We start from the raw sequence: 26,051 nt of genomic DNA, 5'->3' as shown, positions 1-26,051 counted from the left end.
CTGTGCGATGAAGCAAACGATTAGCTATGCGATTGCATAGTTTCTATACGATCGCATATCCTGCGTGGAGGAGGGCGACATGTCAACCCCAAGGACCGAGAGGCGGAGTCCTGTGGACGTATCACGATCAGCGGTTCGCGATGAACTAGGTACTTCCAAGGCGGCCGCGCGGATACGCGCCGCGGCTATCGAGGTCTTCGCTGCCAAGGGATACGGTGCGGCCGGTACCCGCGAGATCGCCGCCAGTATCGGCATGAGTCCCGGAGCGGTGTACCCGCACTACAAGACCAAAGAAGCGCTTCTCTACGCCATCAGCCTGGAAGGGCACAGTTCTGTCCTGGATGCGGTCAACGATGCCGACCACGCCGGGGCTTCGGCAACCGATCGGCTGGTATCGACGGTGAACGCCTACGTCATGTGGCACGCCGACAACCACACCGGCGCGCGCGTTGCACAATACGAACTACGCTCGCTGTCGCCCGAGCACTTCACCGTCATCGCTGAAATCCGCCGGTCGACGTCTCGCATATTCTCCGAGATCATCGAAAATGGTTCTGCGGCAGGCGAGTTCGCTCCCGTCGATGTCGGGGTTGCCACGTTGGCAATCACCTCACTCGGGGTCGATGTCAGCCGATGGTTTCCTTCCAAGTCCTACTCCGACGCGGATGTCATCGCTGCGGGATATGTCGAACTCGCCCTCCGTATGGTCGGAGCACGGAGGTCTTGACGCCGCTCCAGGTGTTTGCCCGAGCGGTTATGGGGCGGCGTCGTACCGGGTCCCATCGACGAGACTCAGTATTCCGGGGCGCGGGGCCGACGTCGGCGACGAGGGCGCTGGGTCCTCGAGTGCCCAGGAGCCTTGATCACCGAATCCGGCGACCGAACGTTACCTTCCATTGAAGCGTCGCAGGGTTGTGAGTGCTACAGAAACCGGGACGTGGTCCTGAACCGCCACCTCTGAACGCCCGAGCTCGGGCTTCGGCCTGGTCGGGGCGCCCTTCTCACGGGGTGAGCGGCCCACCGGCGGCGCGCCAATCGATCAGGCCACGGCTCATATTGACCGCTTCGAAGCCGTTCTCGACCAGGAGGTTCGCCGCGCCCGCGGAGCGAAGGCCGCCGGTGCAGAAGGTAATGAGCAGACGGTCCTCGGGCAGTTCCATGCAGCGCGCTTGGAGCACCTCGAGCGGCATGTGCACAGCACCTGGGATGTGTACTCGATTCCACTCGAAGTCACGACGGACGTCCACGACGATCGCACCCTCCGTGACCAGGCGCACCGCCTCGGCGGCGCTGATAGCTGGGGGTCGGCGTAGGTAATGACGGAAGCTCACGCGCAGCACCCTTCTCCTCGTACGAGACGGAAGGCGCCCGGCACGATACTGAGGCGACACAGTGGCAGAGGCTCCATAACCTTCAGCTTAACTGAAGGTTGGAGCGGGGTGAAGGCCACTGGCCTTGCGAGATCACCGTGCCTCGTGAGCGCAGCGCCTCGGTCAGTTCGGGGTGCTGCGCCGCGAATTCGCGGGCGGCAGCCGCGCACCTGTGCGCCAGGTGGCCGAGCGCATTGCTCGCGACGGTAGAAGTGTGTGTCAGCAGCCCGACCTGTATTGCAAGCGTGTGCTCATCGGCAGCGACTACCGCTGCGGCTGTGCTATCGCCGCGGGCGCACTCGGTGTTCACGATGCGCCGGAAGCAGGAATCGCGGCCGTTGTCGGTGGCCGCTCCGGCGTTCTGAACGGTGGTCGCGAGTGCTTTGACGTAGCGGGCACGGTCGAGCAGCTGATATTCGAGAACGAGGTCTTCGAGCAAAGCTTCGTCGAACGGTTGGGCTTGTTCGCCGATCGCCTCGACCGCGGCGGCAGCCCTTCCGATGAACGGGCCGATCCGCTCCGGCGTGCCGCCCAGGGGCGGATTCGTTCTTCCGAGGGCATCGACGCGCGCGCCGTCTGGACAGTTGGCAAGCGACGCTTACGGTTTCAGCCCTCGATGGCTACTTCCTGCAGTGCAGCCGAAATGGCGGCCCGCAACGGGTCATGCCGGGCACCGAGCCGGTGTTCGGGAGCGTCTCGGTCAGATCCGTAGAGGGCGACCTGGCCTACTCGGAGGTGGTCGGGTTCCCACTGGTAGCGGGGGAGGACGTGGCCGTGCAGGTATGGCCACAAGTTGCCGAGGACCTCGTAGTTGATGCGCAGAAATTCCGGGTCCGCGGCACGGCATGCGCGTTCGACCGCTTCACCGAGCAGCACCATGTCGTGCATGAATGTGACGCGGTCCGCCCGCGGCAGTTCGGTGAGTTGGTCAGCGTTTCCGTCGTGGATGAGCACGCAGTACCCGGGCAGGTGCTGTGTGCTGCCGATGACAGCCCACCCACTGCGCAGTCGGCCGATCACGGTCGGGTTGGTGCCTTGCCGGGCGGCGCCGATCGGATCCTCGAGGTAGTCGATCGACTCGCTCCCTGATTTGCTCTCCGGCATACCGTTTCCCCATCCCTGTTGCGCGCCAAGTTGTATCGGTGGTCCTTCATGAAACCAGCTGGCGGACAAAGGTGATCGCGGATCTGCAGCGCAGGAACATCTGGCTACAGTCTTTGCACTGTCAGGTCCGCGAACTCGGCCTGGATCGACGGGTTGTTGGTGGTTTCGTTGATGAAGTGTTTGCAGGTTCGGCATCGAACTCTTCATCCTCGCACTCGACCGGCGCTTCAGGCATTGGCCGACGCTCCTCGCCGACGCCCGCGCGCTGGAGGATGTCGGCGGGGGCCGCGCGGAGTCGGTGCAGGAACGTCGCGGACGTCGTTCACGTAGAGCAGGTCGGTGGAAGTCCACGTTCCGAATGCCACTGCGCGGCCCCGCAGAACCTCGCTGCGAGCCCTTTTATCCTCGCGCGGCCGCAATCGCTTTTCGCGGAATCCGGAGATCCGCAGGTGTCCGGACCAGCAAATTCGCTGGTGGGGGTCGATAGCCTTGTCGGTATGGCACGGGATGAGCGCGGAGTTACCGCCCAGAGCGAAGATTTCTCCAACTGGTACAACGAGGTCGTCGTGAAGGCTGCCCTCGTCGATCGCGGACCGGCCAAAGGCACCATGGTCATTCGACCGTACGGGTACAGGATCTGGGAACTGCTACAGGCCGAGCTCGATCGGCGTATCAAACAGACCGGTCACGAGAACGCCTACTTTCCGCTCCTGATTCCCCAGTCGTACCTCGAACGCGAAGCCGACCACGTCGAGGGGTTCTCGCCTGAACTTGCGGTGGTCACGCACGCGGGCGGTAAGGAGCTCGAAGAACCACTTGTCGTGCGACCTACTAGCGAGACGATCATCGGCGAGATGATGGCGAAGTGGATCAGCTCCCATCGCGATCTGCCGTTGTTGCTCAACCAGTGGGCCAATGTTGTTCGGTGGGAGATGCGCCCGCGAATGTTTCTGCGCACGACGGAATTCCTGTGGCAGGAAGGCCATACCGCGCACGCCGACGAGGCGGAGGCTCGTGTCGAGATGGAGTTGGCGCTCGGGATCTACGAGACCGTTGCCCGGGAGCTGGCGGCGATGCCGGTCGTGCCGGGTGAGAAGACCCCCGGTGAACGCTTCGCGGGAGCTGTCGAGACGATCACGATCGAGTCGATGATGCGGGACGGCAAGGCGTTGCAGGCCGGGACCTCGCACTACATGGGCACCAACTTCGCGCAGGCATTCGGAATCCGGTACGCCGCCTCTGATGGGCGAGACGCATTCTGTCACACGACATCCTGGGGAATGAGCACCCGGATGCTCGGCGGCATCGTGATGACCCACGGCGATGACCGCGGCCTGGTGCTGCCGCCGCGCCTGGCGCCGCACCAGGTCGTCATCGTGCCGATCATGCGCGGTGATACCGCGGCCGCTGTCGGCGCGGCCGCCGATGAACTGGCGGGCAAGCTTCGGTTCGCTGGGGTCCGCGTTTACGTCGATGATCGGGACCAGACACCGGGCTGGAAGTTCAACGAGTGGGAGATGCGCGGTGTCCCTGTGCGCGTCGAGCTCGGCCCGCGCGATCTCGCTGCCGGGACAGCGGTGATGGTTCGGCGCTTGGGGGAGGAGGGCAAGCAGTCGGTCGACTTGGCGACCCTGCCCGACCTCATGCCCGGGATCCTCGACGATTTCCAGGCGTATCTACTCGCTCGCGCGACCGCGTTCCGTGCCGAAAACACCAGCGCTGTCGACGATTGGGCGGCGTTCGAGGCGGCCGTCGCGACGGGCTGGGCGTTGGCCCTGCACTGCGGTAAACCGCAGTGTGAGATCGACATCAAGGCCCTCACGGCGGCGACGCCGCGGTGTGTGCCGCTGGCCGGAGACGCGGAAAGCGGCCAGTGCGTTCGTTGTGACGCACCGGCCTCCTACGGCAAACGGGTGATCTTCTCCCGGGCCTACTGAACCCCCTCGGGCGGGGCAAGGGGGGCCACCCCTGCCTTGCTCGTGGCGTAGGTGGTTATCGACCGGCGCGTGCCGCGCAGCGCGGTGAACGACGAGACCGATACCCGATGGGTTGTCACCGGCAGGAGCGTCCGGTGCAGGTGGTCAGTTCACCGAGCCGGTGGTCGAGGTCGGTGACGATGTCGGCGTGGGCCGCGCGGCCTTGGGCGGTCTTGATGAGGTTGGTGAGTTGGTAGGGGTCGGCCTGCAGGTCGTAGAGTTCGTATTCGCGCTGGTCGAGGGGGCGTTCTCGTTCGTACCAGCGTACGTAGAGGTACCGGTGGTTGCGCACGGCGCTCCAGGACGGCATGTCGAGTGCGTACATGACGGGGGTGTCGGTGCCGGGGATTTGTTCCTGGGCGATTCCGTTGCGGCCACTGTCGCCGTTGCCACCGTATTCGGCGGCGAAATCGGTGCGCCAGCCGATGGTGTCGCCGGACAGTACGGGGGTCAGGGGCCGGCCGTCGACCTGGTCAGGGATGGGGATGTTCGCCCAGTCGTAGAGGGTGGGTGCGAGGTCGATCGACAGGGCCATGGCGTCGCTGCGTCCGGGGCGGATGCCGGGGCCGCTGATCGCGAGGGGCACTCGCATGGATTCTTCGTAGGGGGCCATTTTCTGGGTGAGGCGGTGGGCGCCGAGGCTGTAGCCGTTATCGGAGGTGAAGATCAGGTAGGTGTTGTCGAGTTCGCCGGTTCGTTCGAGGGTTTCGACGATTCCCGCGACCATGTCGTCGAGTGATTTGAGAGCGCCGAGGCGGTTGGTGTAGTCGATGTCGTTGGTCGCGGCGATCGTCGCGGCCCTCGCGTCGGCGGTGTCGATCAGCCATGAGGGTTTGTCGGACACGTCGGGTTCTTGATAGTTCGGTGACCGCGGGGCGAGGGTGGGCTGGGTGCTGGGCAGGTGGCGAGGTGCGGGCGGGATCGGGAAGTGGGGGGAGGTGGAGGCGGCGTACCAGAAGAACGGTTGCCCGGAGGCGGCGGCGTCTGTGAGGAACCGCTCGGACTTGGCGCGGATCACGTCGGTTTGGTAATCAGCCGGTGCCACACCGTATTTCACGCGGGTCCCGTTTTCGTTGAGGGTGTAGTTGTAGCCGGAGTACAGGAAGTTGTCGACTCCGGCGTTCCAGTCGTCCCATCCGGGCGGGATGTGGCCGGGGTCGTGTTCGAGGCCGTTGAGATATTTCCCGGCCATGCCGGTGCGGTATCCGGCGTCGTGCAGGGTGGTGGCGATGGTGTGGGATTCGTTGCCGCGCGCGCGGAAGGTGTCGAAGCCACCGACCTCGCCGGCGTTGGTGAGGACACCGGTGTTGTGCCCGTATTCGCCGGTCAGGATGGAAGCGCGGGCCGCGCAGCAGATCGGCATCGGCGCGAAGCCGTCGGTGAACTCCACACCACGGTCACGGATCAGTGCCGCGGTGCGCGGCATCGCTTGCCACACCGGGGTGGTTGCCGCGTCCAGGTCGTCGGCCAGGATCATCACCACATTCGGCCGCCGGTCTCCGGTCGCCGGCGAGGCCGACGCTGTGGAGACGCACCCGGTCACTGTGAGCAGGACCGCGGCCGCCGCGGTCAGGAAACGACGCGGCAAGCGACGTGCGCGCATTGAGTTTCTCCTCGGGGGGGCAACGGGGTGTTGGTTTTCTTCGCGATCCGGCCTATTTCGTCGATCCTGCCGCAGTCGATGGTGGCCGCCCATTCGTGGGCGACCGGGACTGAGCTCGCTTACGAGCTGCATCGGCAGCAATGCCTGCTGTCAGGCGTCATCGGTGTGGTGCGCCGAGCCGAAAAGCCGAGAGCAGTGTATGTGCAACTCCGCGTGCGGCAAGCCGAGGAGCCGATCGAACTCGGCTCGATCGAATGCCGAATCGCCCACATTCTTCAACTTATCGATCATGGCACGTCGCCTGTACCACAGATAAGCGTCCCTACCCGTGGCCAGGGCCGACGCGAGTGTGCTTCAGTCGAACAGGCGCAGAGCCTCCACCGGGCAGCTGTCGACCGCCAGCCGCACGTCGTCGAGTTCGGCTTCGGCTACCTGTTCCGTCAGCACCGTCACGTTGCCTTCGTCGTCGACCCGAAAGATGTCGGGCAGCAATGCTTCGCACATGCCGTGGCCCTCGCAACGGGTGCGGTCGGCGGCGATCTTCATGCGGACCCCGAGGCGCCGAGATGTTCGAGTCGGATGGGTAGGCCATCGAGGGGGATAGGGCCGGTCGCCCAGCCCATCGGGGGAATGTAGTCGGCGGGCACGGTCCAGCGGTAGTTCAACAGCATGCGGTGCATGATCGCCTTGACTGTCATACCGCCGAAATAGAGTCCGATGCATTTGTGTGCGCCACCACCGAAAGGGGCCCAGGTATAGCGGTGAGCCTTGTCCTCGTGCCGTTCGGTCGTGAACCGTTCGGGATCGAACACGTCGGGGTCGTTCCACCAGCGGGCCTGGCGCATGGCCGAGTACGAGCCGATCATCACCAAGGTGTCAGCGGGGACGAACTGACCCTGAATCGCGGTATCCCGCACGGTTTCGCGGATCTGCTGCCCGACAGGGGAGTACATCCGCAGAATCTCTTTGAAGACCAGCTCCAGGGTCGGCAGCCGGTCCAGATCGGCATAGTCGAGTGACTCCTTGCCCAACGCCTGCGATTCGGAGCGCAGCCGGTCCTGCCATTCGGGATGCAATCCGAGCTGATACCCCATCATCGACACCGCGATCGTGCTGGTGTCGTGCGCGCCGAGCAGGACGAAGATCAGATGGTCGACGATATCCTGGTCGGTGAACGTATGGCCCTCCTCGGACGCGGTGCGGCACAGCACGCTGAACAGATCCTCGCCATTTCCCGCGCGTTTGGCAGGCAGCTCGCGACGACAATAATCCTCCAGCACCGCGCGCCCGCGCAGTCCGCGTGCCCACAGACCGCCGGGCAGATTCGTGCGCACCAGCGCCTGGCCGCCCCGCACCGCATCGATGAACGCCCGCTCCAGCCCGGCGGCCTCCGACCCGAGATTCGCCCCCATGAACACTTCCGAGGACAAGCTGAGCAGCAGGCGTTTGGCCGCCGGATAGAGCTGGAAATCGCGATTCGGTGTCCATCCGCGCATACCGCGCGCAATGGCCGGACTGGTGATATCGAGATAGCCGACCAACCGCGGCCGGGTAAAGGCCTGCTGCAAAATCCGACGGTGATAGCGGTGTTCCTCGAAGTCGCGCAGCAGGATGCCGCCGTGGAAGAACGGGCCGATGAAGAAGGTGTAGCCGCGTTGCGCGGAATACACTTTGTCGCGGTCGGCGAGTACCTCTTCGGTGGCTTCTGGTCCGGCGACCATGACGACGCGTCGCCCGGCAATCCCGACCCAGTGCACCGGCCCGTATTTGTCGAAGCGGCGGCGGGCGAAATCGAGACTGTCGCTCATCGCGGGTATGGCGTGCCCGATGACTGGGACACCGTAATCGCCCATGATCGGCCGTAATCCGCTGTCGGGCAGCGGGTCTGCCAGCGCGCGGGTCTGCGAGGGATATCGCTCGGCAAGAGCGGATACGGCGGATTTGGCCCGTCGGCCCAGGGTGGACATCATGTTCGTGGTCCTCTCGCACCGTTGCGATGTGGTGTGATCTGGACCATACAGGAATCAACCGTTTCCGTAAACGATTGATTCCTATTTCTGTTGCGGCATACTGAGGTGTGTGACACGGGCAGCGACCGGCATCTATCGCGGCACCTCGGCCGAACAGCGACGCGACGAACGCCGCCAGCGGCTGATGGACGCCGCCCTCGACATCATCGGCACCCAGGGCTGGGCCGCGACCACCGTGCGCGGAGTCTGCGAACAGGCCAAGGTCGGTCCGCGGTTCTTCTACGAGAGCTTCGACGACCTCGACGCGCTCGCCGCCGCCGTACACGACGAGATCATCGACACCGCGATCCGCAGCTCACTGGACGCACTCGCCGCCGCACCGGAGGACATCGCAGCCAAAACGCGGGCAGCCGTCACCGCCATCCTCAATTCCGTCGTGGACGACCCCCGCCGCGCCCGCATCGCTTTCGCCGAGGCGCACGGCAGCGAAATCCTGATGCGACGCCGCGCCGCCGCCATGCGCACTATCGCCGACGTCGTCGCCGAACAGGAACGCGCACTGTTGGACCCGCCTGCCGGCAGCGAAACCCTGGTCAGTGCGGTCTCTCTGATGATCACCGGCGGCGCCGCCGAATTGGTCCTGGCCTGGCTCGACGGCGGTATGGACATCAGCCGCGACGAACTGATCAACCTGTGCGTCGAATTCGTGCTGACGTTTGCCGACAACCTGACCACGATGGCCGCCCGATTGGCGCATTGAATGCACGCGCTGATTACGCATTTCAGCTTCGCCGGCCAAAGCTGCTCGGCGACTTCCATCGGCCTCGCAGGACGTGGTTGATCTGGTCGGGCTGGTGCGCCTGCACCGGCTGGATCTCGCTCGGCCGGTGAGCGGGACATCCCCGCTGGTCCGAAGTCGCGCAGGCGGTCGAAGCCTTTGAACAAAAGAAGGGCACCAGCGGACGCCCCGAATACGCGGCCGAATTCGGGGCGCCACCCCTGCCGGGCCAACTCGCCGGCCTCACTGAGCAAGTGCGTTGGGGGACAACGGATATCGCCGAAGCGATCCGCAACGCGCTCTCCGTGCTCGCCGATTTCGAGCCCGATGCGCAATGGGCGCGAGAGGTGATTCGTGCCAGGCCGAGGCCGTATGCCCATGTGCTGTCCACTCCATAGCCATCGCCCTCAATTAAGAACTGATAGACGACCGCTACCACGCAGGCGCCCGAGCCTTGGACGCTGCCGCCTGCTCGGCACCCTAGGCCTGTGTCGAAATCCCATCCGGTGTCTCCGACCCGATGATCGGAGCGTCCGCTGGGCTGAGCGGAGAAGATCCACTGGTCCTAGGTGTGAGTGTCGCGAGTTCGCATGTCAGCGGCAACGTTGATCACACTGTGCCGCAGGCAAGTTAGTTCATGGCAACAAATCGGTCTCGACCTCTATCCACTAGTCGAACTTGGGTGGATGATGGCCGAGAGGCTAGCTCTCGATCTCCGCCCAACTTTTCTGGTCCCTCCCCTGAGGTGCGGACTGCCCTTACAGAGGGCGTGCCAGTCACATTCCTTCGTTCGATTTCGTGAGTTCTGCGCGTGAGCCGATCAGGTTCCAGAGTCGGCTTCCTTGCGACATCAGGATGGAAAGGTACTCCGATCGTGGCGATCAAGCGATGGCGAAAGGTCGTGACCGGACCGCTACGCACACAGGAAATGTGCTGCGTCGACAAGTTCTCCGGAGATCTGATCCGGGTGTGTGGGGCGTGCGCCATGATGAAGGAGATCAGGGTGACAGGTTTCGAGCGCAACAACGGCGGGGTGTTGCCACTGAGAGTCGGCGGGCTGGTCCGATGACCGTGGTACTCAGGCCCGGCGATCGTGGAGACCTCGTCGGGGTGCTCCAGGCGACGCTGAACCGTGACTACCCCCTCTACTCCAGATTGGTCGTAGACGGGGAATACGGCCCAGCCACGACCACGGTCGTCGCGGAGTTTCAGCGCCGGGCGGGACTCGATGTGGCCGAACCCGGCACGGCCGACACCACGACATTGCGCAGGCTCGGACTGAACTTCGACCGGCTTCCACCAGCCGGGACCCGGCCGTTGTACTACAGTTTCGCCGGCACGTGGGGCCATTGGAGTCAGGGACCACCGTTCGACGTCGGCTCGGCGCTCGAAGGCGAGCGCCGGGTCCGCAATCAACCGGTCGCGTACCCCGCCAGTGGATTTCTCAATCCGGACCCGCACACCAGCTACCGGGAGTCGGTCGCGCTCGGCGTCGGGGAGGGGATCAGGCTGATCCTGCTGAATCCCGGCCCTTTCATCCTCGCGGGATACAGCCAAGGCGCGGAAGTCGTGGTGCGGCTGATGATGCTCATGACAGACGGCGGGCCGCTCGCGCACCGCGCGGACGATCTGCGGCGCGTGATCACCTTCGGGTCGCCGTGCCGTCCGCCGGGACGCACGCTGCTGGGTAACAACCCGCCGGGGGCCGGAATCTCCGGCGACTACACGCCCCAGGAATTCCGCGACCGCACCTTCGATTTCGTGCTCGACGGTGACATGTATGCGACGACGACTGACGACACGCTGCTCGAGCAGTTCTACGACCTACTCGTCCAGGCGGAGCTGACGGTGCCGTTTGCGGTTGCGGTGTTGCAGTTCCTGCAATCGAACATCCTCGGTGGCGGTCTCGGTGGCCCGCTCGGCAATGTCGGCCGAATGACCGTGCCGACGGGACTCGGTGGCGTCGACTTCGTCAAGGCCGTCCGAACCATGCAGGTCGTCTCCGAGTTCCTGATCCGTAATCCGCATGTTCACTATCACGATTGGCCGGACTTCGACGGCCACACCGGAATCGAGCGCGCCGAGCAAGTCCTCCGCGACATCACGTCGCCCGACTAGCTGAAGTCAGACCTGCTCATAACCTGGTAAAAATACTCGCCGATCCCGCCAGCTATCGGACGGGAATCTTGAAGTGCATTGCGCGGTAAGGCCATCCGTCGGTGGTCTTCCACTGCGACACCAACAGGTGTAGGCCGGCGTCGAGGGTGGATCCGGGGATGATGCACGGGCCGTAGAGTTGCGCGACCCTGTCATTGCCCTCTTCTCCCCATGCCGACCCGCGAATGGGTGTCGTCTTCGGCACCTGGTAGAGGTTGTCGGTGGGAGTGTCGAGCAGACGCAGGTCGATATCGTAGCCACCGGTGGTGGAGGCGTCGAAGTTGACCAGAGCCCATTTGTTCTGAATTCTGCGCAGGCACATCTCGCCGAACTTTTCCGCGGAGGGCTGGCTTTCGAGTACCGGTGTCGGTGGGTTTCCCCAGTTCCAGCTGCCGTCGCGCCAACCCCAGCCGATGTAGGCGCCGGGGTCGGTGATCCGGTCCTGGCGGACGCGGCGCAGGATGACCCCCTTGTCGCGTTGGAATCCGGTGGAGAAGACGTACACCCACCCGTCGTCGTCGCGTTCCCAGGTCCACAGCTGCGCGAACCCGTTGTGCAGGCCGGCGTCGAACTGGGCACCGGTGTGCCGCCAGGACTTTCCGTCGTCGCTCGACGTCCAGATCTCGGTGCGCACCACGTTGCCGAGGCCCTGGTTGATCATCACGTGCAGGTAGATGTCCTGGCCGATGGTGATGATGTCGGAGGGCAGCGCCGTCGTCCCGCCCGCGTGGTCGTAGGACCACAGTTGCTGGGCGTAGTTCGGAACCGGTCCCGCGGCTTCGTGCCACACGATTCCGTTGTCCAAATTCGTTGTGTCGGAGTACAACGCGACCGGCGAGCGCCAGTCGTCACTGCCGACCATCGGGTCGCGGAAGGTATCGCCGAAGACGGCGAGAATCCGGCCCGAGGGTGTACGGGTCATCACCCCGAGATCGGTTGCGGCCATACCGAACTGGTCGGTCCGGCCGGGGCCGGTCGCGTCGGTGATCTTGCGTGTGCCGGTGGGGACGGCAGCGGGGGCAGGCAACCGCCAGCCGTCCTTGATGACGCCGTACCACTCACCGGCGTAGACATGGCCGGTGACCGGCCAGCCCTGTGCCTTCTGCATCGCGGTCGCAGCGTCGCGGGTGGCGTCGTCGTACACGCTGGTCTGTGCGATTCCGAGGGCGGCCTGCCAGCGTCGCAAGCCGTCCTTCGATGCTTGCGGCTCGTTGCCGAACCTGTTCGACCACGACTCCTGCGGCCCGGACAAGGGACCCCAGTAGTGCCCGTTCGGCAGTGGGAAACGGTCGGGGTCGTCGGGGATGCCCGCGTATTGCTTTGCCGCGGCGAGGACGACATCGTAGGGAAAGGTGTCGGGGACGTCCCAGTGGGTGCCGTCCTTGAAGCCCCTCAGTTTCACGGAACCGTAGGTGTAGTTGTTGTGGCTGGAGACGCCGTGCATATCGTTTCCGACACCGGCGATGTCGACCCGCTCGATCGGGATGTGGTGTTCCTCGGATATTTTGGCGATGGTGAAGGCCACCATGTCGAGCATCTTGTCGTGCTCGAGCCACACGGAGCGCTGCTTCGGGTTCGATTCGACATTGGGGCTCGGACTGGTGGTCCACCGTGGAATCGCGCCGGAGGTCCCGACGAGGGCGATATGCACCGAATCCTGGTTCTCGTCGTTGACGCCGCGCACCGGAACGCTCCAGGAGGCGTTCTTCGTTGAGACCGTCTGGATGATGTGGTTGTCGTCGACGATGTAGTGATATGACCCGTCCTGCCTGGCCGCTTGACCGTCGGCGACGTTTTCGGCGCGGCTGATCCAGTCCTGATTCTCTGTAGTGTGCAGGTAGATCCGCTTGTATGGGCCATGCCCGGAGCGGGAGCCCGGCCCGGCGTGCCAGGCGATGTCGTAGCCGTCGGGTTCGCGCACCGAAATCGGGTCGGGAACGACGATCGGTTCTGGGGTAATGGGCTGGGCGGCGTATTGCCATTGCCCGAAGTCGGCGGTGAGGGTGTCGTTGACGTCGATGTTGATCCCAGCGACCTTGATGTTGTCGCGCGGGTGAATGAGCCGCTGGAACAGGCAGGCGTGCGCGGAGATCGTGCCGAGCGGCCTACCGCCCAGCCAGGTGTTGGGTTGCCACAGGAACCGTTTTCCGCTGCCGTCGCGGCACGTGCCGACGACGTCGTCCTCGACTGCCCAATCGCACGCCAGGTATTTGCAATACGCGCCGACGCGCTCCTTGCCCAGCACCGACGCCGCGCCGCGCAGATAGTGGGTGGCCATGCTGTTCCACTCGGACAGCGACAGATCGTCGTCGATGGAGAAGAAGATCGGAGCCTCGGCCGGGCCGCCGCAGTGCCGGTGCCACGCGTCGGCGGCCTGGGCGTCGGCGACACCGCCGTCGAACCCGCGGCGCCAATCGGCAGTGGCGTTCTTTCCCTTTTGCCAATTGCTGACAAGGGGCATCTTCAGATCGAGATACCCTGCGGCTTCCTCAGGAGTGAGTTTCTTGTTGATCAGGCCGCGTTCAGGTGAGTCCACCAGGTAGCGAACAGCCCCGTGGTATCCGTCGGCCTTCACTGCCTGCGCCCCGGGGCGCGCCGCGGCGTGATCGACCAGCTGCATCCTCGATGGACGCTCCCCGGACGAGGTGCTGGTGAATCCCGCCCGCCAGGTCGCCGGGCCGATCAGTCCATCAGGGGTGAACCCATTCGCGAACTGAACCGAACGCGCCGCGTCGGCGGTTGTCTGGTCGTAGACACCGGTCTGTGGCAGGCCCCGCGCCTGCTGCCAGCGCTTCAAGCCCGCAATCCACTCGGGCCGTTCGCTGCCGTGACGCCCGGAGATCGACGAGGCGGGACCCTCCAGCGGTCCGTAGAAGAACCCTCGCGGCAGTGGGAAGGCCTCTGGGCTCGACCCGTCGGTACCGGGGTCGGGTTGCGTGCCGGGGTCGACCGCACCCTCGAGGAAAGGCTGCGGATTCCTCGGTTCACCGCCGATGCGCCCGGGCGGGCCCCACACCTCGAAATGCAGATGCGGACCGGTGGATTGGCCCTCCGACCCCACACTCGCGATCTGTTCGCCCTCCCGGACCCGATCGCCTTGCTTCACCAGAATGCTCGCATGCCGCATGTGTCCGAAGATCAGATCAACACCGCGGCTGTCCTGTGCATCCAGCCACACCCAGTTTCCGAACCCCGACACCGACCCCGGTGGGCGTTCCGCACCCTCGACGACCACACCGTCCACCGGTGCGAAGATCGGTGTGCCTGCCGGTGCGGCGAAATCGATACCGTCATGGTCAGGTCGCTCCGGCGTTCGAAAGCCCGACGAAATCCGGAATGTGCTGTGCACTGGCCTGGTAGTCATGGAAGCCTCCTCGCTTCGTCGGTACAACGGGCTGGCCACTGTTCGAGACTCTGATTGTCGTAACCAGGGGCGATGATCACGCGCGTAATCCACTACTCGAATTCTTCGACGGCGGTGTCATGGCGCCAGGTGATCGAGCGGGGTGACAATCGCGTCGTGACCATTCCCGATTCCGGCGGTGACGCAGTCATCGACCGCCTTTTGCTGGGCGATCCGATTGCGCAGCTGCTGCCTGTGCCGAATCTCTGCCCGCAACTCCGTGCCCGCTCGACGTTCATCCACCTCGAGCGCTGGTCACCCACTCAGTGGTGGGTTCTCGAGGAGTGTCCGTGCGCTCGCATCAGGCCCTGCGCATCCACCGAAGCCACCAATTCTCCTGCAGACGTGCGTATCTGAATCCGCGCGTACATGCGCCGCCGCACGCTAGCTCGGATTGCCGAACCATGGTGGTACCGGGCCTCCGGTCAACCGCTCGAGTTCCTCCGCCACAGTCTGCCGGTCGAGCGCCAATGCTTGCCGCATCTCGTGTGCGGCAAGGTCATACAGATCGTGACGCCCGTACTCATGGGCGATGCGCATGGTCTGAAGTAGCGGTTGAATGCCGCCAACTATGTTGCCGCCCGCTGTTGTGAATATCCCATAGTTCAACAAGCTCTCTGCCAGCTCCTGATCGAATTTCTTGTGATCGAATTCGGCCAGCCGAACGTATGACTCGATCGCCCGTTCTGTCGACGTTACCGCTTCATTCCACTGGCCTTCGGTCGCCAGTTGGACTCCCCTGTTGTGCAGCGTGGCGGCCTGTCGCGGCACCTTGTCGACGTACTGTCGACAGCTGGTGTCGTGCGGGTAGCGCTCGGTGATGGCCCTCCACCCGTCCATGACCTCGATCGGCATTTCGGCGGCCGAGCAGTATTTCACGTAGTCGTGCAAATAGGCACGGTAGTTCGGCTCGATGCCGATAACCCGCGCCATCAGGTTTGCCGCCAGGTCCGGGCGACCCATGGAGTTGAGGACTGACGCGCGGTTGAACAGTGCGACGGTGTGGTCCGGCCGCGTCTCGAGAACACGCGAGAACATGTCGGCGGCCTCAAACCATTCACCGGCCACCATGAGTCGCTCGGCAGACATGATGTCCTGACTCGGCGCGGGTTCATAGGGGCCTATGTAGTCCTGGATGTACGCGACTCCGCCCGGCAGATCGACCTCCATGAGACTGGGCACCACTCCTTGTCCCTCCATAAGGTCGTCGAGAGCTTTGACAGCCAGCTCACGGCCCAGCTCCTGTCGGCCCGAGTCGGCGTCACGATAGATCGCGAGCACATTCAGGTGCAGACCCGATCTGGCGTTGCGCAGCACATGGACGAACTTCGAATAACCCGAGCCGAGCTGGGGACCGATCCGATACAGACAGCCGCGGATGGTTATCCCCTTCCCTTCGTACTCCTCGGGATCGTGCTTGCGCACATCAAGCATCTCCACGACACACCACGCCTACAGCGCCGCTCCGGGCGATAAATCAGCGCCCGACAGCTGGAGGTAGAGCGGAGTTCCGACGACGTCTGTTCCATCTACACCAAGTAGTGCGAAGACGGTGGACATCCTCATTTGCACCTGGCCGCCGAAGAAGCGGTAGTTGCCCGAATGCAGCAGGAAGGTTCCGTCCGGCTCAGGACCTTCGCTGAAGAAGCGCAGCGAGCAGTCCAAGAGCAGGTCGCGGCCGCCGAACGACGAACGAATTGTCACAATGTCCGCCGCAGTGGGGTTCTCAACCGGTATCTCAATCCGGAAGGGGCCATCGTAAAAGTAGTATGTCCCGCTCTGTCCCGAAGAGATGGCTTCTCTGATGTCGGGCACGTCGCCGTGGTCCGCAGCTATGGTCAACAGTACGTCCCTGAGCTTCTCGAAATAGGCAAGCTTCACCCTGCGTTCCCGCTGGATCACGTTCTTCCGCCCGTAAGTCATGCTGCCGTTGAACAGGCTGACAATATGGCCGAGGGACAAACCCATGCGGAGATCTCGAACACCCGACTGTTCGGAGATAACCTGCTCGGTAAACTCGCTACTGCGCTCCGGATCGAGTTGCCCGTGCAGACTGTCCACTTTGGTTCGCGAAATGTAGCAGATGTAGTCCACGCATCCTCCGGTCACCGATGACGGCCTGCTGATCCTTACGTGATCGTGGGTCTCAACCAGATTCTGCGCGGCTGGCCCAACTACTTCAAGTACGTCGCGATCAGAGGACCGGTTCATATTTGACGTCATTCCTCGAACGCGTTGATCAATGCTGGCAATACGGACAAGACACCGTCGTTTCGTTTCGACAAGGCTGGCTATACCCAAGAGTCTCGGAAATCGGCCGGCCAGCCCCATTCGGAGATGTTTTTGGGGTAGCCGGGACCGCTGGCAACCCGGACCGCACGGCACGCCAGACCCGCTTGTGACCGTTGCCCTCGGTGCTTTCGAAGTCTTGGAAAGGACGTCCCGCATCACCGTTCGCGCTGCCCATGAACTCGGCGGTGAAGAGTCTGGCTCCGTCGGCATTCGAGGTCGGATCGGTTGTCCAGTCCCAGTAGTGCAGCGACAGCGAGGGATCAACCTCCCGGAGCAGTCGTTCGAGCCGATTACACAGCTCACGATGCCACGCCAGGAATGCCGGGGTGCCATGCACGTGGGTAGCTTGGTGAATCGCATTCTGCTTGTCCCAGTAAGACACACCATCGGGGTATCGCTTCGACGCGCTGAGCGCTATGAACGCATCACGTAATCGGTTGCGCTCATTCTCGGAAATTTCAGCGACATTGCGCCGGATCAGATCGTTGAGGGCCATCACGCACCTCCTGTGCGGGCGGCTCGGGTGCCTGGGTCCGGAGGGTCCGAACCACCAGGACGAACCGCACCACCGAGCCTTCTCCGCACAGGGACCGAAAGAACGAGTAGTCGCTTACCCGAATCTGTGGTCCGCTGGGTTCTCGACACGGTCCAGCCGCCAGATTCTGGCACCGACTCTCGTGTCGCGGTTCCCTGCCTGTCGGGTCTGTGCGTTCGTTCGGCGTCGACCACCAGGCCTTCGGCGAGTTCGACGGCCGTCGAGGCTGCGCCGCCGACCAATAGCAGGTGGCTGCAGCTAAGAGGGAATCGCGGGACAGTCGGCGAACGTGCTCGTAGACCGCCGGGCGAACTCGGAGATCCGGATCGGCTGTTCCAGGGCTGGGCATCGGGTGTGGTGGACAGCTCATCGATTTATATACCCCGGGGGGTATAACGTGGACCGGGAAAACCTATACCCCCCGGGGTATAGGTTCGGCTTCGGACAAGACCTAGTGCTCGAGAGGTGAAGGAACATGACGGAGACGAAGACAGCGCGGCCGCCGAGCATGGCTGGGCCCGGGCAGACGAGTGCAGGGGTGCTGGCACGTCTGGGGTCCGTGATGGCCGGTCGCGCTCGGGTCGTGTTCGGGATATGGCTGGTGGCGCTCATCGCGCTGGGCTCTGCGGCGCCGAGTGTGTTCAGTTCGTTGGCCGGTGCAGGATGGCAGGCCAACGGTTCGGAATCAGTGCAGGCCAGGGAGTTGGCTCAGGAGCATTTCGGTGGTAATTCCTCGGCGGCGCTGCAGGTCGTAGTGCATTCCGATACCGCGCGGGTCTCCGATCTGCAGATGCAGACAACACTGGGCGAGGTGGCTGCGGTAATCGCCGGTGATTCCCGGTTCGGAGCGATCATCGACCCGCAACCGGGGATGACGATCAGCCCGGACGGGCACACCGGGATTCTGATCGCGGGGGCGAACGCGTCGACCGATGACATGGTGCGGGCTGTCGACGAGCACAAGGCAGCGTTGACCGCGCTCTCAGGTGACGGCATCGAGGTATATCCGACGGGAGCCTCGGCGTTGTGGAGCGATTTCAACAAGGCCAATCACGACGCGATGATCCAGGCAGAGCTGTTTTCATGGCCGGTCACGCTCCTGATCATGGTGCTCGCATTCGGTTCGCTGGTCGCGGCGGGTTTGCCACTGTTGCTGACGGTGGCCGGGTTGGTGGCCTCGGCTGGTGGGCTGGTGTTGCTGAACCAGGTGACCCCGATTTCGGTGTGGGCGATGAATTTCGCGATGATGTTCGCCCTCGCGCTGGGTATCGACTATGCGCTGTTCATGGTGGCCCGGTTCCGTGATGCGCTGAGCCGGACCACTGATGCGCGGCGGGCGGTCGCCGAGACGATGGCCACCGCGGGCAAGGCGGTGGTGTTGTCGGGTTTGACTGTGCTGGTGAGCCTTTCGGCGGTGCTGCTGGTGCCGGCGCCTGCGGTGCGCACGATGGCGGTGGGGATCATGCTCGCGGTCGCGCTCGTGCTGGCCGCGACACTGACGTTGCTGCCTGCCGCGCTCGGCGCGCTCGGGGGCCGGATCAATGCGGCGGCGTTGCCGTATGCGACCCGTCAGCAGCACCGCTCGCCATGGTTCGCCCGGTGGGGCCGTTTGCTGCACGAGCGTCCGTGGCCGTTCGCGATCGCCGGGGCAGGTGTGCTGATCGTGCTGGCGCTGCCGGTGCTCGGGTTGAAGGTCGCGATGCCCTCGATCCAGGTGGTACCCGACGAGGCACCGGTGCGCCAGGGTTATGAGCTGGTCCAGCGCCAGCTCGGTGCCGGTGCGCCCGGCGCGCTACAGATCATCACCCCCGCCGATCAGGCCGACAGCACCGTCAAGGCGGCGGCCGGCGCCGGAATCGCGATGGTGACGCCCGCGCAACCCGCCGCCGACGATTCCGGGTGGGTCATGATGCAGGCTCTGCCCGACATGGATCCCTCCGACGAGCGCATGGGAACAGTGCTGGAGCAGTTGCGGGATCGCTTGCCCGACCAAGCCCTGGTCGGCGGCGCGCCCGCGGAGAACCTGGATCTGCAGCAGGCCCTGAACGGCTATCTGCCGATCGTTGTCTCGGTGATTCTGGTGCTGGGGTTCGTGTTGCTGCTGGTCGCGTTGCAGGCCCCGCTGATCGCCCTCCTGGGGACCCTGGTCAGCCTCGGCTCCACGGCCGCGGCGTTCGGGGTGGCGAAGCTGATCTTCCAGGACGGCCACGGCGCCGGGCTGCTGGGATTCACCCCGCAAGGGTTCCTCGACGGGTGGGGTCCGGTGTTCTTCTTCGCCATGATCTTCGCGATCGCGATGGACTACACCGTGTTCCTGCTGGCAAGCGCCAAAGAACAGTTCGAACGCACCGGGGATGCCCGGACCGCGGCGGTGGAAGGGCTGGCCCATTCCGGGCGGGTCATCTTCGCTGCGGCGGCGGTCATGGTCGCGGTGTTCTTCACCTTCGCCCTCGCCGAGCCGCTGCCGCCGAAGGAAATGGGCATCATCCTCGGTGTCGCGGTCCTGCTGGATGCCCTTATCGTCCGGCTGGTCCTGCTGCCGGTCATCCTGCGGCTCACCGGGCGCGCGGCCTGGTGGTCACCGGCCTGGATGCGTCGGGTGCTTCCGCGAATCAGTTTCGCTCATCACTGACACACCTGGAGTAATACCCCCGGGGGTATTGTGGGTGGTCGGACGGATATGAAGGAGAATGCCGTGGTCGGCGACGAAGACAGCATTGCCCAGGTTCTCAACCGGCTGCGCCGGGCACACGGACAGCTCGCCGGGGTGATCACCATGATCGAGCAGGGCCGTGACTGCAAAGACGTGGTCACCCAGCTTGCCGCGGTCTCACGCGCCCTGGATCGGGCGGGGTTCAAGATCCTGGCTACCGGGCTACGTGAATGCCTCGATGAATCGAAAGAGTCCGGTGACCCGTTGACCGTCGCCGAACTCGAAAAACTGTTCCTCGCCCTGGCCTGACCCGGGAACCATCCTGGGCGAGGGCGGATCCGAGAAAGGGAGATCCATGTCGACCTCACCGCTGACCGGCAGAAGCTGGACCATTGCCCGGCTGGTGCCGTTGCTGGCCGGGACCCTGGTCCTGGTCGGCACCGCGGCGGCCGCGACGATATCGGCGTGGTGGCTGATCGTGCCGGCGCTGGTGGGAGCCAACCTGCTGCTCTACAGCGCGGTGGGCTGGTGCCCGGCCACGCTGCTCATGCGCCGCGCGGGGATCACCTCGGGCGTCTGCTCACCCGAACTCTCCAATCTTACGCAAGGAAGGTGATTACGTGATGGACATCGCCCTGTCGACCACATTGCACACCGGCTTCGACCGCGCCGTGGACGCGGTCCGGGAAGCTCTGGCCGAGCAAGGATTCGGCATCCTCACCGACATTGACATGGCGGCCACGATCAAGGCCAAACTCGGCCACGATATGGAGGACTACCGCATCCTCGGCGCCTGCAACCCGCCTCTGGCGCACCAGGCGGTCGGCATCAACCGCCAGATCGGGCTGCTGCTGCCTTGCAATGTCGTCGTGCGCCGCGACCCGCACGACACCGAGCTGATCCACGTCGAAGCCATGAACCCCGAGCTCATGGTCGAGGTCACCAGCGACGCGCGACTGCGCCCGGTCGCCGCGGACGCCGCGGCCCGCTTGGCAGCCGCACTCGAGACTCTCGACCGGCACGCAGGCCCCGGCCCTTCGCAGCGGTGAATGCAGTCGGCGTGCACGCTCAGGGCGAGGCTGCGATTGAAGCCGACATGGACTTCTCGGTCCATGGCACCGGGTGTAGTGGATCGTGGCCGTGCAAAGTGGAGCGCTCGATGGTGAACTCGGCCGCGGCGGGCGTTTTGTGGAGTTGATGCCTATGCATCAAGTCGAACTTATCGGAGGATCGAGCTGTATTGGGGCGGTTGACTATTGGTAAGGGAGAGAATGCTCATGGGGACAACGAAGAACTGTGCGTGGCGTCCCGGTGCGGGTGGTAGGCATAGGTGATGATCGGCCAGCTGCCTGTCGACGAACAACTCGACGCATTCCGAGAGGCACTCTCGCACAACGAAGTACTGACGGAGGTGCTGACCTTGTCGGCATCGCTGGAACTGCCCGGCTGGTATCTCACGGCGGGATGCCTGTTCCAGACCGTCTGGAACACAGTCACCGGCCGGGGCCCCGGCGAAGGCATCAAGGACTACGACCTGTTTTACTTCGACTCCGCTGATTTGTCCTGGGAGGCCGAAGACGCGGTAATCCAGTCGGCGAAGCAGGTCTTCGCCGATATCCCCGCCGAGGTGGAGATCCGCAACGAGGCACGTGTTCATCTCTGGTACGAGCAGAAATTCGGGACGCCATGTCCTGCCCACCGGTCCACCGAGGATGCGATCGACTCCTTCGCTGCCACCACTTGCTGTCTGGGAGTTCGCCTCGAACAACCTGGCGGGCGTTGGCGTGTGTACGCCCCACACGGGCTGTCGGACGTGTTCAACCTCATCGTCCGCCCCAATCCGGTCCTCGCGCCGCGCACCGTCTACGAGGCCAAGGCCAGTCGCTGGCTCCAACAGTGGCCCGAATTGACCGTCATGCCCTGGCCGACATCGGTACCCACATCGCGAGCAACTTGATAAGTGCAGACAAACTTCGACAGGACGCAATGTGGCACTCGGCGGTTGTGTCCGCCAGCATCCGGTAATGCCGAACTATCGCGCATCGCGGTTGGCGCCCTACCTCAGAGATTGCGCGGAGCGACCAGCCCTGATTCGTAGGCCAAGACGACGAGTTGGGCGCGGTCGCGGGCGTGGAGTTTGGTCATGGCCCGGTTGATATGGGTTTTCGCGGTGAGCGGGCTGATGACCATACGGTCGGCGATCTCCTCGTTGGACATGCCTTGGGCAACGAGAGTGACGGCCTCGCGTTCACGGCCGGTCAGTTCGTTCAGCTTCGTCGCATTGCCGGTGCTCAGCGGCTGAGAGACGTACCGGTTGATCAACCGACGGGTGATCGAGGGTGCGAGCAGAGCATCACCGCGGGCAGCGACGCGAACGGCATGCAGAAAGTCCTCCGGCAGAATGTCTTTGACGAGGAATCCGGCGGCGCCTGCCCGCAGAGCGTGGAAGACGTACTCGTCCAGGCCGTAGTTGGTGAGGATGACAACGTGCACCTCGACCAATGCGGGGTCTGCCGCGATCTGCCGTGTCGCCTCGATACCGTCGAGGACGGGCATCTGGATATCGATGAGCGCGATGTCGGGTAGGTACTGGCGAGCCAGAGCCAGGGCCTCGCTTCCGTCGGCGGCCTCGGCCACCACTGTGATGTCGTCTTCGAGGTCGAGCAGAGCCCGGAATCCGCTGCGAATCAATGGCTGGTCGTCGACGAGCAGGACACGGATCATGAGGGATCAACGGGCAGTTCGGCGTGGACGGAGAAGCCGCGTTCTGGCTGGGGCCCGGCGTGCAGGCGCCCGCCGAGAGCTGTGACGCGTTCCTGCATTCCGAGTAGGCCGACACCGTGTACCGCACCGCTGCCCGGCCGCAGTCCACCGTCGTCATCGACGCGCACGATCACCGCGTCGGGGCGGTAGTCGATGCGGACCGAGGCCGTCACGGCGTGTGCGTGCCGGGAGATGTTGGTCAGCGATTCCTGCACGATTCGGTAGACGGTGCGGTCCAGCGCGGCCGGTAACGTCGGGTTTTCTCCTGTGATGGTCAACGTGGCGTCCAAACCCGTTGCGCGAGCACGTTCCACCAGTTCCGGAACGTGGCCGAGTCCGTGCCGAGATACGTTGACGTCCTCGCGCAAGGCTTCCAATGTCGCGCGAAGTTCCCGGGCCGCTTCCCGGCCGGCTTCCCGGATCGCCAGCAGTGTCTCGGGCACGTGTTCGCCTTTCTTGTGGGCGACGTGTACCGCGGCCTCGGACTGGATCTTGATGACCGAGATCTGGTGAGTGAGCGAGTCGTGCAGTTCCCGTGCGATATGCAACCGCTCCTCGTCCGCGCGGCGTCGTGCGGTCTCCTCGCGGGTGCGTTCGGCTTCCTCGGCGCGCCGCTCGGCTTGGCGCAACGCCTCGCCGGCCGCGCCGGCAGCGACCAGCCAGGCCAGTTGCAGCACATCGCGTGCGTGGGTGAATGCCTCGCCCACAGCCCAGTCGGGGTGGGCGAGCAGCATTGCGAAAGGCAGCGTGAGCACGAGCAGTATCGAACCCGCCACCGCGACCAGTCGCTGCCCGGCCCGGACTGTGGCGTACACCGCGACCAGGAACCCGATCGCGGGGACATCGAAACCGGTGGCCTGATAACCCAACACCGCCGCACCCGACATCGCCAGAACGGTGACAGGAGCCTGGCGGGCCATCGCGAGCGAGAGCCCGGCGATCGTCAACAGCGCATAGCCCAGCACGTCGAGATCGGCAGGGTCACGGTGTGCACTCAGCCCGGTGCCCAGCAGCACGGCCGTGACCGCGACGGCGACCGCCCCGTCCGCGATGTCGATCCGCGCCCTGCTCATGGGTGCACCCTAGCCGCAATCGCATGGCAGCAAATCCGGCGGACAGACGATCAATCGTCTACTACGAACGCAGTAATTCCGCAGCGGCTACGGCAGATGCGGCAGTCGGCTGCCGCACCGATGGCAGCGCGAATTGTCCACGCCTGCACGATGATCGGCGATGCGATAGGCGGACATGATGAAGCGGAATCGAGCCACCGAACGTTTGAAGGAGCACCCGATGTCCGCCCGCCATCTCCCTGCCGTCGTTGCAACAGCGCTGTTCGCGAGTATCGCGGTTGCCGCACCAGCCACAGCTTCGATCCACCACAGTGCCGCCACCACCGGACTGACCTCCGGTCGACTCGGACCCACCTCGACTGCGCTGCTAGGACTGATCGCCGTGGTATTCGGCGTCCGTGTGTTGGCTCGGGTCGGCCGAAACGGTCCCGGCAACATCCGGAACCAGGCAGTGCTGACGCTGGTCTCAGGGCTGATCAGCCTGGCTCTGGGGAGCTGGTTCGCGGCCACCGCCGAGGGCGGCCCAGGCACCGGCAACGGGATAGTCGGGGCCTGGGCCGCCATGGTGTTCGGATTGGTCGCGCTGGTCCTCGGCGCGCTGGCACTGAACCGATTTCGCAGTGTCGACCGCATCGGCTGAGCTCGCGCAGTTCGAGTGTTCGACTTCTATCTAGATCGCTGGGCATCAGCGTGCGGCGGGCGAGGTAAACGAGCGCCTCGAGGACCACGACCGCGAGGCCCAGATCATCAATGCTGTTCTGGCGCCGTGGGCCGGTGCTCGGCGGGTTGGAACAACTCGATCAGGTTGCCGGCGGGGTCGGCGAGCAGGATCTGGCTTCCGCCGGGACCGGTGACGGTCTCGGTGCGGAATTCGACGCCGTCGTTCCTGAGGCGGGTGATCTCGGCGTCGAGGTCTTCGACGACGAGGTGGATGCGATTGGCGCCGGGAGTGGCGATGTCGGCGGGGGTGACACGCGCACCGGAACTTGCCGGTCCGGACAGCAAGAGGCGCAATGATCCTCGGATGACGTCGGCGAAGGCGGGTGCGGCGTTGATGTGCACGGTGAAACCGAGATGACCGGTATAGAACGCGATGGCGGCTTCTACGTCATCGACGAGATAGCGGACGCCGACGAATTCGGTGGCTGAGGTCATGGCGCGCTTCCTTTCGAGGGGGTGTCGAGGGTTCCTCCAGTCAGTGGCGCTCTTCGAGCCCGACAGCTTCGCGTAGCCGATCCGCGGCCGCCCGGAGTTCGGGATCAGCGGACGCGGAGGAATCCAGGAGCGCGGCCAATGCCTCGGCGATGACATTGAGTTTCTCTTGCGCGGCCTCGCTCGCGCGGCGGCCGGCGTTTTCGAGCAGCACCACCAACAGCAGCGTGAAAACGCTCGCAACGGTGTGAATGGCAACCTGCCACGTCTTGAGGTCCGTCCACCACGGCAAGCTGATCAGCCACGCCGTGACGATTCCAGCGCAGATGAAGAAGAACGGAGCCTGACTCACGCGCAGTTCCGCCTGTTCGACGAACCGGTCGAAGGGCGAACGGCGGTCACCCCCGCCACGGCTGCGCGCGGCTTCGCTGCGGCGCTCCATCATCGAATTCTAGTCGCATCCACCCCCTGTCGCAGCCGGACTGATATCGCGGTCGGACATTCCTTTATCTGTTCACTTGGACAGATAAAGGGCGTAGTGTTCTGATAGGTGAACGGCAGCACCGTGGCAATGCATATGAGCGACGGGATCGTCGATGCGCCGACGTCGCTGATCTTCGCGGGGATCGCGGCGGTGGGGCTCGGGCTCGCGAGCTGGCGGGCGCGCGCCGAACTCGACGAGCGCGCGGCGCCGATGGCCGGGCTGGTGGCCGCATTCATCTTCGCGGTCCAGATGGTGAACTTTCCGATCCTGCCCGGTGTGAGTGGGCACCTGCTGGGTGGGGCGCTGGCCGCGATTCTGGTCGGGCCCTACCTCGGGGCGTTGTGTGTGGCGGTGGTGCTGGTCGTGCAGGCGCTGCTGTTCGCCGACGGCGGGCTGACCGCACTCGGCACCAACATCACGAACATGGCCCTGATCGGTGTCGGCGCGGGATACCTCGTCGCTCGGGCCGGGACAGCGTTGCTGCGGCGGCGCAGCGACACGGGGGTGGGTGTCGTGGCATTCGCCGCCGCGTTCGTCGGAACCCTGTGTGCCGCGATGGGTTTCGTCCTCGAGTACGCAATCGGCGGGGCCGCGGGTTCCACGGTCGGGGCGGTCGCAGGGTACATGTTCTTCACCCACGCGTTGATCGGGATCGGTGAAGGCATCATCACCGCGATCACCGTGGTGGCGGTGGTGAGCGCACGACCGGATCTGGTCTATGTTCTGCGTGCCGCTGGG

At 64.5% G+C, this 26,051-nt stretch carries 26 protein-coding genes and 2 pseudogenes; 14 read left to right on the top strand and 14 right to left on the bottom strand.

The genetic code is table 11. The features are described 5' to 3' along the window. Positions 1-112: 112 nt before the first annotated feature. A complete protein-coding gene (locus ACWFRF_RS05365; protein WP_452449012.1) occupies positions 113-727 on the top strand; it encodes a TetR family transcriptional regulator in 615 nt (204 codons plus the stop codon). A 274-nt stretch (positions 728-1,001) separates the two neighbouring features. Here the strand turns inward: ACWFRF_RS05365 and ACWFRF_RS05360 are convergent, their stop codons facing one another. The 3 genes and pseudogenes from ACWFRF_RS05360 to ACWFRF_RS05350 all read right to left on the bottom strand — a co-directional run bounded on the left by ACWFRF_RS05360 (position 1,002) and on the right by ACWFRF_RS05350 (position 2,474). Further along, positions 1,002-1,331 (bottom strand): rhodanese-like domain-containing protein, encoded by a 330-nt coding sequence (locus ACWFRF_RS05360; RefSeq protein ID WP_378987393.1) that lies wholly within the window; start codon positions 1,329-1,331, stop codon positions 1,002-1,004. A gap of 409 nt (positions 1,332-1,740) precedes the next feature. Next, a pseudogene (locus ACWFRF_RS05355) lies at positions 1,741-1,938 on the bottom strand (ferritin-like domain-containing protein); the annotation flags it as partial. Positions 1,939-1,976: 38 nt separating this feature from the next. Next, positions 1,977-2,474, bottom strand: coding sequence for a diadenosine tetraphosphate hydrolase (locus ACWFRF_RS05350; RefSeq protein ID WP_379314089.1), 498 nt, complete (start codon positions 2,472-2,474; stop codon positions 1,977-1,979). A gap of 497 nt (positions 2,475-2,971) precedes the next feature. Here ACWFRF_RS05350 and proS point away from each other — a divergent pair, with 497 nt between their 5' ends. Then, on the top strand, positions 2,972-4,411 hold the full coding sequence (proS, locus tag ACWFRF_RS05345) for a proline--tRNA ligase (RefSeq protein ID WP_379314090.1): 1,440 nt from the start codon (positions 2,972-2,974) through the stop codon (positions 4,409-4,411). Positions 4,412-4,526: 115 nt separating this feature from the next. Here the strand turns inward: proS and ACWFRF_RS05340 are convergent, their stop codons facing one another. The 3 genes from ACWFRF_RS05340 to ACWFRF_RS05330 form a co-directional block, all read right to left on the bottom strand. Continuing rightward, complete coding sequence (locus tag ACWFRF_RS05340; RefSeq protein ID WP_452449011.1) at positions 4,527-6,053, bottom strand: sulfatase family protein; 1,527 nt, start codon at positions 6,051-6,053, stop codon at positions 4,527-4,529. A gap of 354 nt (positions 6,054-6,407) precedes the next feature. Beyond that, positions 6,408-6,599 carry a ferredoxin gene (locus ACWFRF_RS05335; RefSeq protein ID WP_378987379.1) on the bottom strand — a complete coding sequence of 64 codons (192 nt, stop codon included), beginning with the start codon at positions 6,597-6,599 and terminating at the stop codon, positions 6,408-6,410. Next, a complete protein-coding gene (locus ACWFRF_RS05330; RefSeq protein ID WP_379314335.1) occupies positions 6,596-8,023 on the bottom strand; it encodes a cytochrome P450 in 1,428 nt (475 codons plus the stop codon). Before ACWFRF_RS05330 ends, ACWFRF_RS05335 begins: the two co-directional genes overlap by 4 nt. A 109-nt stretch (positions 8,024-8,132) precedes the next feature. On the opposite strand from ACWFRF_RS05330, the gene ACWFRF_RS05325 reads away from it, so the two are divergent. The 3 genes from ACWFRF_RS05325 (at position 8,133) to ACWFRF_RS05315 (ending at position 10,919) form a co-directional block, all read left to right on the top strand. Beyond that, positions 8,133-8,783 (top strand): TetR/AcrR family transcriptional regulator, encoded by a 651-nt coding sequence (locus tag ACWFRF_RS05325; RefSeq protein ID WP_379314336.1) that lies wholly within the window; start codon positions 8,133-8,135, stop codon positions 8,781-8,783. 892 nt (positions 8,784-9,675) lie between these two features. Then, the gene (locus ACWFRF_RS05320) at positions 9,676-9,870 is read left to right on the top strand and encodes a hypothetical protein (RefSeq protein WP_379314337.1); all 195 of its coding nucleotides are present in this window, start codon (positions 9,676-9,678) and stop codon (positions 9,868-9,870) included. Continuing rightward, complete coding sequence (locus tag ACWFRF_RS05315) at positions 9,867-10,919, top strand: peptidoglycan-binding protein (protein ID WP_379314338.1); 1,053 nt, start codon at positions 9,867-9,869, stop codon at positions 10,917-10,919. Before ACWFRF_RS05320 ends, ACWFRF_RS05315 begins: the two co-directional genes overlap by 4 nt. Before the next feature lie 52 nt (positions 10,920-10,971). Here the strand turns inward: ACWFRF_RS05315 and ACWFRF_RS05310 are convergent, their stop codons facing one another. Next, positions 10,972-14,322, bottom strand: a complete 3,351-nt coding sequence (locus ACWFRF_RS05310; RefSeq protein WP_452449010.1) for a DUF4185 domain-containing protein — start codon at positions 14,320-14,322, stop codon at positions 10,972-10,974. Positions 14,323-14,394: 72 nt separating this feature from the next. Between ACWFRF_RS05310 and ACWFRF_RS05305 the strand changes: the two genes are divergently transcribed. Continuing rightward, the gene (locus ACWFRF_RS05305) at positions 14,395-14,718 is read left to right on the top strand and encodes a hypothetical protein (protein WP_452449009.1); all 324 of its coding nucleotides are present in this window, start codon (positions 14,395-14,397) and stop codon (positions 14,716-14,718) included. Between the two features lie 27 nt (positions 14,719-14,745). Here ACWFRF_RS05305 and ACWFRF_RS05300 read toward each other — a convergent pair whose 3' ends face one another. Then, positions 14,746-15,801: a hypothetical protein gene (locus ACWFRF_RS05300; RefSeq protein ID WP_452449008.1), complete on the bottom strand. Its 1,056-nt coding sequence runs from the start codon at positions 15,799-15,801 to the stop codon at positions 14,746-14,748. Between the two features lie 12 nt (positions 15,802-15,813). After that, a complete protein-coding gene (locus ACWFRF_RS05295; protein ID WP_452449007.1) occupies positions 15,814-16,455 on the bottom strand; it encodes a hypothetical protein in 642 nt (213 codons plus the stop codon). A gap of 39 nt (positions 16,456-16,494) precedes the next feature. Between ACWFRF_RS05295 and ACWFRF_RS05290 the strand changes: the two genes are divergently transcribed. Then, positions 16,495-16,578, top strand: a complete 84-nt coding sequence (locus ACWFRF_RS05290; RefSeq protein WP_378988448.1) for a group II intron maturase-specific domain-containing protein — start codon at positions 16,495-16,497, stop codon at positions 16,576-16,578. A 22-nt stretch (positions 16,579-16,600) separates the two neighbouring features. Here ACWFRF_RS05290 and ACWFRF_RS05285 read toward each other — a convergent pair whose 3' ends face one another. Beyond that, positions 16,601-17,149: a tyrosinase family protein gene (locus ACWFRF_RS05285; protein ID WP_452449006.1), complete on the bottom strand. Its 549-nt coding sequence runs from the start codon at positions 17,147-17,149 to the stop codon at positions 16,601-16,603. Between the two features lie 514 nt (positions 17,150-17,663). Between ACWFRF_RS05285 and ACWFRF_RS05280 the strand changes: the two genes are divergently transcribed. From ACWFRF_RS05280 to ACWFRF_RS05260, 5 genes are all read left to right on the top strand, one after another. Then, positions 17,664-19,820: an MMPL family transporter gene (locus tag ACWFRF_RS05280; protein ID WP_452449005.1), complete on the top strand. Its 2,157-nt coding sequence runs from the start codon at positions 17,664-17,666 to the stop codon at positions 19,818-19,820. A gap of 63 nt (positions 19,821-19,883) precedes the next feature. Next, positions 19,884-20,150, top strand: a complete 267-nt coding sequence (locus ACWFRF_RS05275; RefSeq protein WP_378987352.1) for a metal-sensitive transcriptional regulator — start codon at positions 19,884-19,886, stop codon at positions 20,148-20,150. A 46-nt stretch (positions 20,151-20,196) separates the two neighbouring features. Beyond that, a complete protein-coding gene (locus ACWFRF_RS05270) occupies positions 20,197-20,457 on the top strand; it encodes a YgaP family membrane protein (protein WP_452449003.1) in 261 nt (86 codons plus the stop codon). Positions 20,458-20,464: 7 nt separating this feature from the next. Next, on the top strand, positions 20,465-20,890 hold the full coding sequence (locus ACWFRF_RS05265; RefSeq protein WP_379314207.1) for a DUF302 domain-containing protein: 426 nt from the start codon (positions 20,465-20,467) through the stop codon (positions 20,888-20,890). Positions 20,891-21,174: 284 nt separating this feature from the next. Further along, a complete protein-coding gene (locus ACWFRF_RS05260) occupies positions 21,175-21,798 on the top strand; it encodes a nucleotidyltransferase family protein (RefSeq protein ID WP_452449002.1) in 624 nt (207 codons plus the stop codon). A 104-nt stretch (positions 21,799-21,902) separates the two neighbouring features. Here ACWFRF_RS05260 and ACWFRF_RS05255 read toward each other — a convergent pair whose 3' ends face one another. Both ACWFRF_RS05255 and ACWFRF_RS05250 read right to left on the bottom strand, forming a co-directional pair. Then, the gene (locus ACWFRF_RS05255; RefSeq protein ID WP_452449001.1) at positions 21,903-22,565 is read right to left on the bottom strand and encodes a response regulator; all 663 of its coding nucleotides are present in this window, start codon (positions 22,563-22,565) and stop codon (positions 21,903-21,905) included. Further along, on the bottom strand, positions 22,562-23,677 hold the full coding sequence (locus tag ACWFRF_RS05250) for a sensor histidine kinase (RefSeq protein WP_452449000.1): 1,116 nt from the start codon (positions 23,675-23,677) through the stop codon (positions 22,562-22,564). The genes ACWFRF_RS05255 and ACWFRF_RS05250 overlap by 4 nt, the downstream gene beginning before the upstream one ends. A 220-nt stretch (positions 23,678-23,897) precedes the next feature. On the opposite strand from ACWFRF_RS05250, the gene ACWFRF_RS05245 reads away from it, so the two are divergent. Beyond that, positions 23,898-24,317 carry a DUF6223 family protein gene (locus ACWFRF_RS05245; RefSeq protein ID WP_452448999.1) on the top strand — a complete coding sequence of 140 codons (420 nt, stop codon included), beginning with the start codon at positions 23,898-23,900 and terminating at the stop codon, positions 24,315-24,317. Positions 24,318-24,424: 107 nt separating this feature from the next. Here ACWFRF_RS05245 and ACWFRF_RS05240 read toward each other — a convergent pair whose 3' ends face one another. Together ACWFRF_RS05240 and ACWFRF_RS05235 are read right to left on the bottom strand one after the other, a co-directional pair. Further along, positions 24,425-24,832 (bottom strand): VOC family protein, encoded by a 408-nt coding sequence (locus tag ACWFRF_RS05240; protein ID WP_452448998.1) that lies wholly within the window; start codon positions 24,830-24,832, stop codon positions 24,425-24,427. Positions 24,833-24,872: 40 nt separating this feature from the next. Beyond that, entirely contained in the window at positions 24,873-25,271 is a 399-nt protein-coding gene (locus ACWFRF_RS05235; protein WP_452448996.1) for a low affinity iron permease family protein, read from the bottom strand. Between the two features lie 129 nt (positions 25,272-25,400). Here ACWFRF_RS05235 and ACWFRF_RS05230 point away from each other — a divergent pair. Next, positions 25,401-26,045: pseudogene (locus tag ACWFRF_RS05230) on the top strand (energy-coupling factor ABC transporter permease); the annotation flags it as partial. Positions 26,046-26,051 lie beyond the last annotated feature (6 nt).

This window comes from Nocardia sp. NPDC055165 (assembly GCF_053606985.1).
Note: the sequence above shows the minus strand (reverse complement) of the source record. Positions and strands in the feature narration are given on the sequence as shown.

Bases quoted from the DNA above. Each gene is read 5' to 3' on its own strand.
- ACWFRF_RS05265 (WP_379314207.1), top strand. From the start codon at position 20,465: ATGGACATCGCCCTGTCGACCACATTGCACACCGGCTTCGACCGCGCC.
- ACWFRF_RS05250 (WP_452449000.1), bottom strand. From the start codon at position 23,677: ATGAGCAGGGCGCGGATCGACATCGCGGACGGGGCGGTCGCCGTCGCG.
- ACWFRF_RS05335 (WP_378987379.1), bottom strand. From the start codon at position 6,599: ATGAAGATCGCCGCCGACCGCACCCGTTGCGAGGGCCACGGCATGTGC.
- ACWFRF_RS05340 (WP_452449011.1), bottom strand. From the start codon at position 6,053: ATGCGCGCACGTCGCTTGCCGCGTCGTTTCCTGACCGCGGCGGCCGCG.
- ACWFRF_RS05270 (WP_452449003.1), top strand. From the start codon at position 20,197: ATGTCGACCTCACCGCTGACCGGCAGAAGCTGGACCATTGCCCGGCTG.
- ACWFRF_RS05350 (WP_379314089.1), bottom strand. From the start codon at position 2,474: ATGCCGGAGAGCAAATCAGGGAGCGAGTCGATCGACTACCTCGAGGAT.
- proS (WP_379314090.1), top strand. From the start codon at position 2,972: ATGGCACGGGATGAGCGCGGAGTTACCGCCCAGAGCGAAGATTTCTCC.
- ACWFRF_RS05315 (WP_379314338.1), top strand. From the start codon at position 9,867: ATGACCGTGGTACTCAGGCCCGGCGATCGTGGAGACCTCGTCGGGGTG.
- ACWFRF_RS05245 (WP_452448999.1), top strand. From the start codon at position 23,898: ATGTCCGCCCGCCATCTCCCTGCCGTCGTTGCAACAGCGCTGTTCGCG.
- ACWFRF_RS05310 (WP_452449010.1), bottom strand. From the start codon at position 14,322: ATGACTACCAGGCCAGTGCACAGCACATTCCGGATTTCGTCGGGCTTT.
- ACWFRF_RS05330 (WP_379314335.1), bottom strand. From the start codon at position 8,023: ATGATGTCCACCCTGGGCCGACGGGCCAAATCCGCCGTATCCGCTCTT.
- ACWFRF_RS05255 (WP_452449001.1), bottom strand. From the start codon at position 22,565: ATGATCCGTGTCCTGCTCGTCGACGACCAGCCATTGATTCGCAGCGGA.
- ACWFRF_RS05305 (WP_452449009.1), top strand. From the start codon at position 14,395: ATGATCACGCGCGTAATCCACTACTCGAATTCTTCGACGGCGGTGTCA.
- ACWFRF_RS05240 (WP_452448998.1), bottom strand. From the start codon at position 24,832: ATGACCTCAGCCACCGAATTCGTCGGCGTCCGCTATCTCGTCGATGAC.
- ACWFRF_RS05235 (WP_452448996.1), bottom strand. From the start codon at position 25,271: ATGGAGCGCCGCAGCGAAGCCGCGCGCAGCCGTGGCGGGGGTGACCGC.
- ACWFRF_RS05280 (WP_452449005.1), top strand. From the start codon at position 17,664: ATGACGGAGACGAAGACAGCGCGGCCGCCGAGCATGGCTGGGCCCGGG.
- ACWFRF_RS05260 (WP_452449002.1), top strand. From the start codon at position 21,175: ATGATCGGCCAGCTGCCTGTCGACGAACAACTCGACGCATTCCGAGAG.
- ACWFRF_RS05285 (WP_452449006.1), bottom strand. From the start codon at position 17,149: ATGGCCCTCAACGATCTGATCCGGCGCAATGTCGCTGAAATTTCCGAG.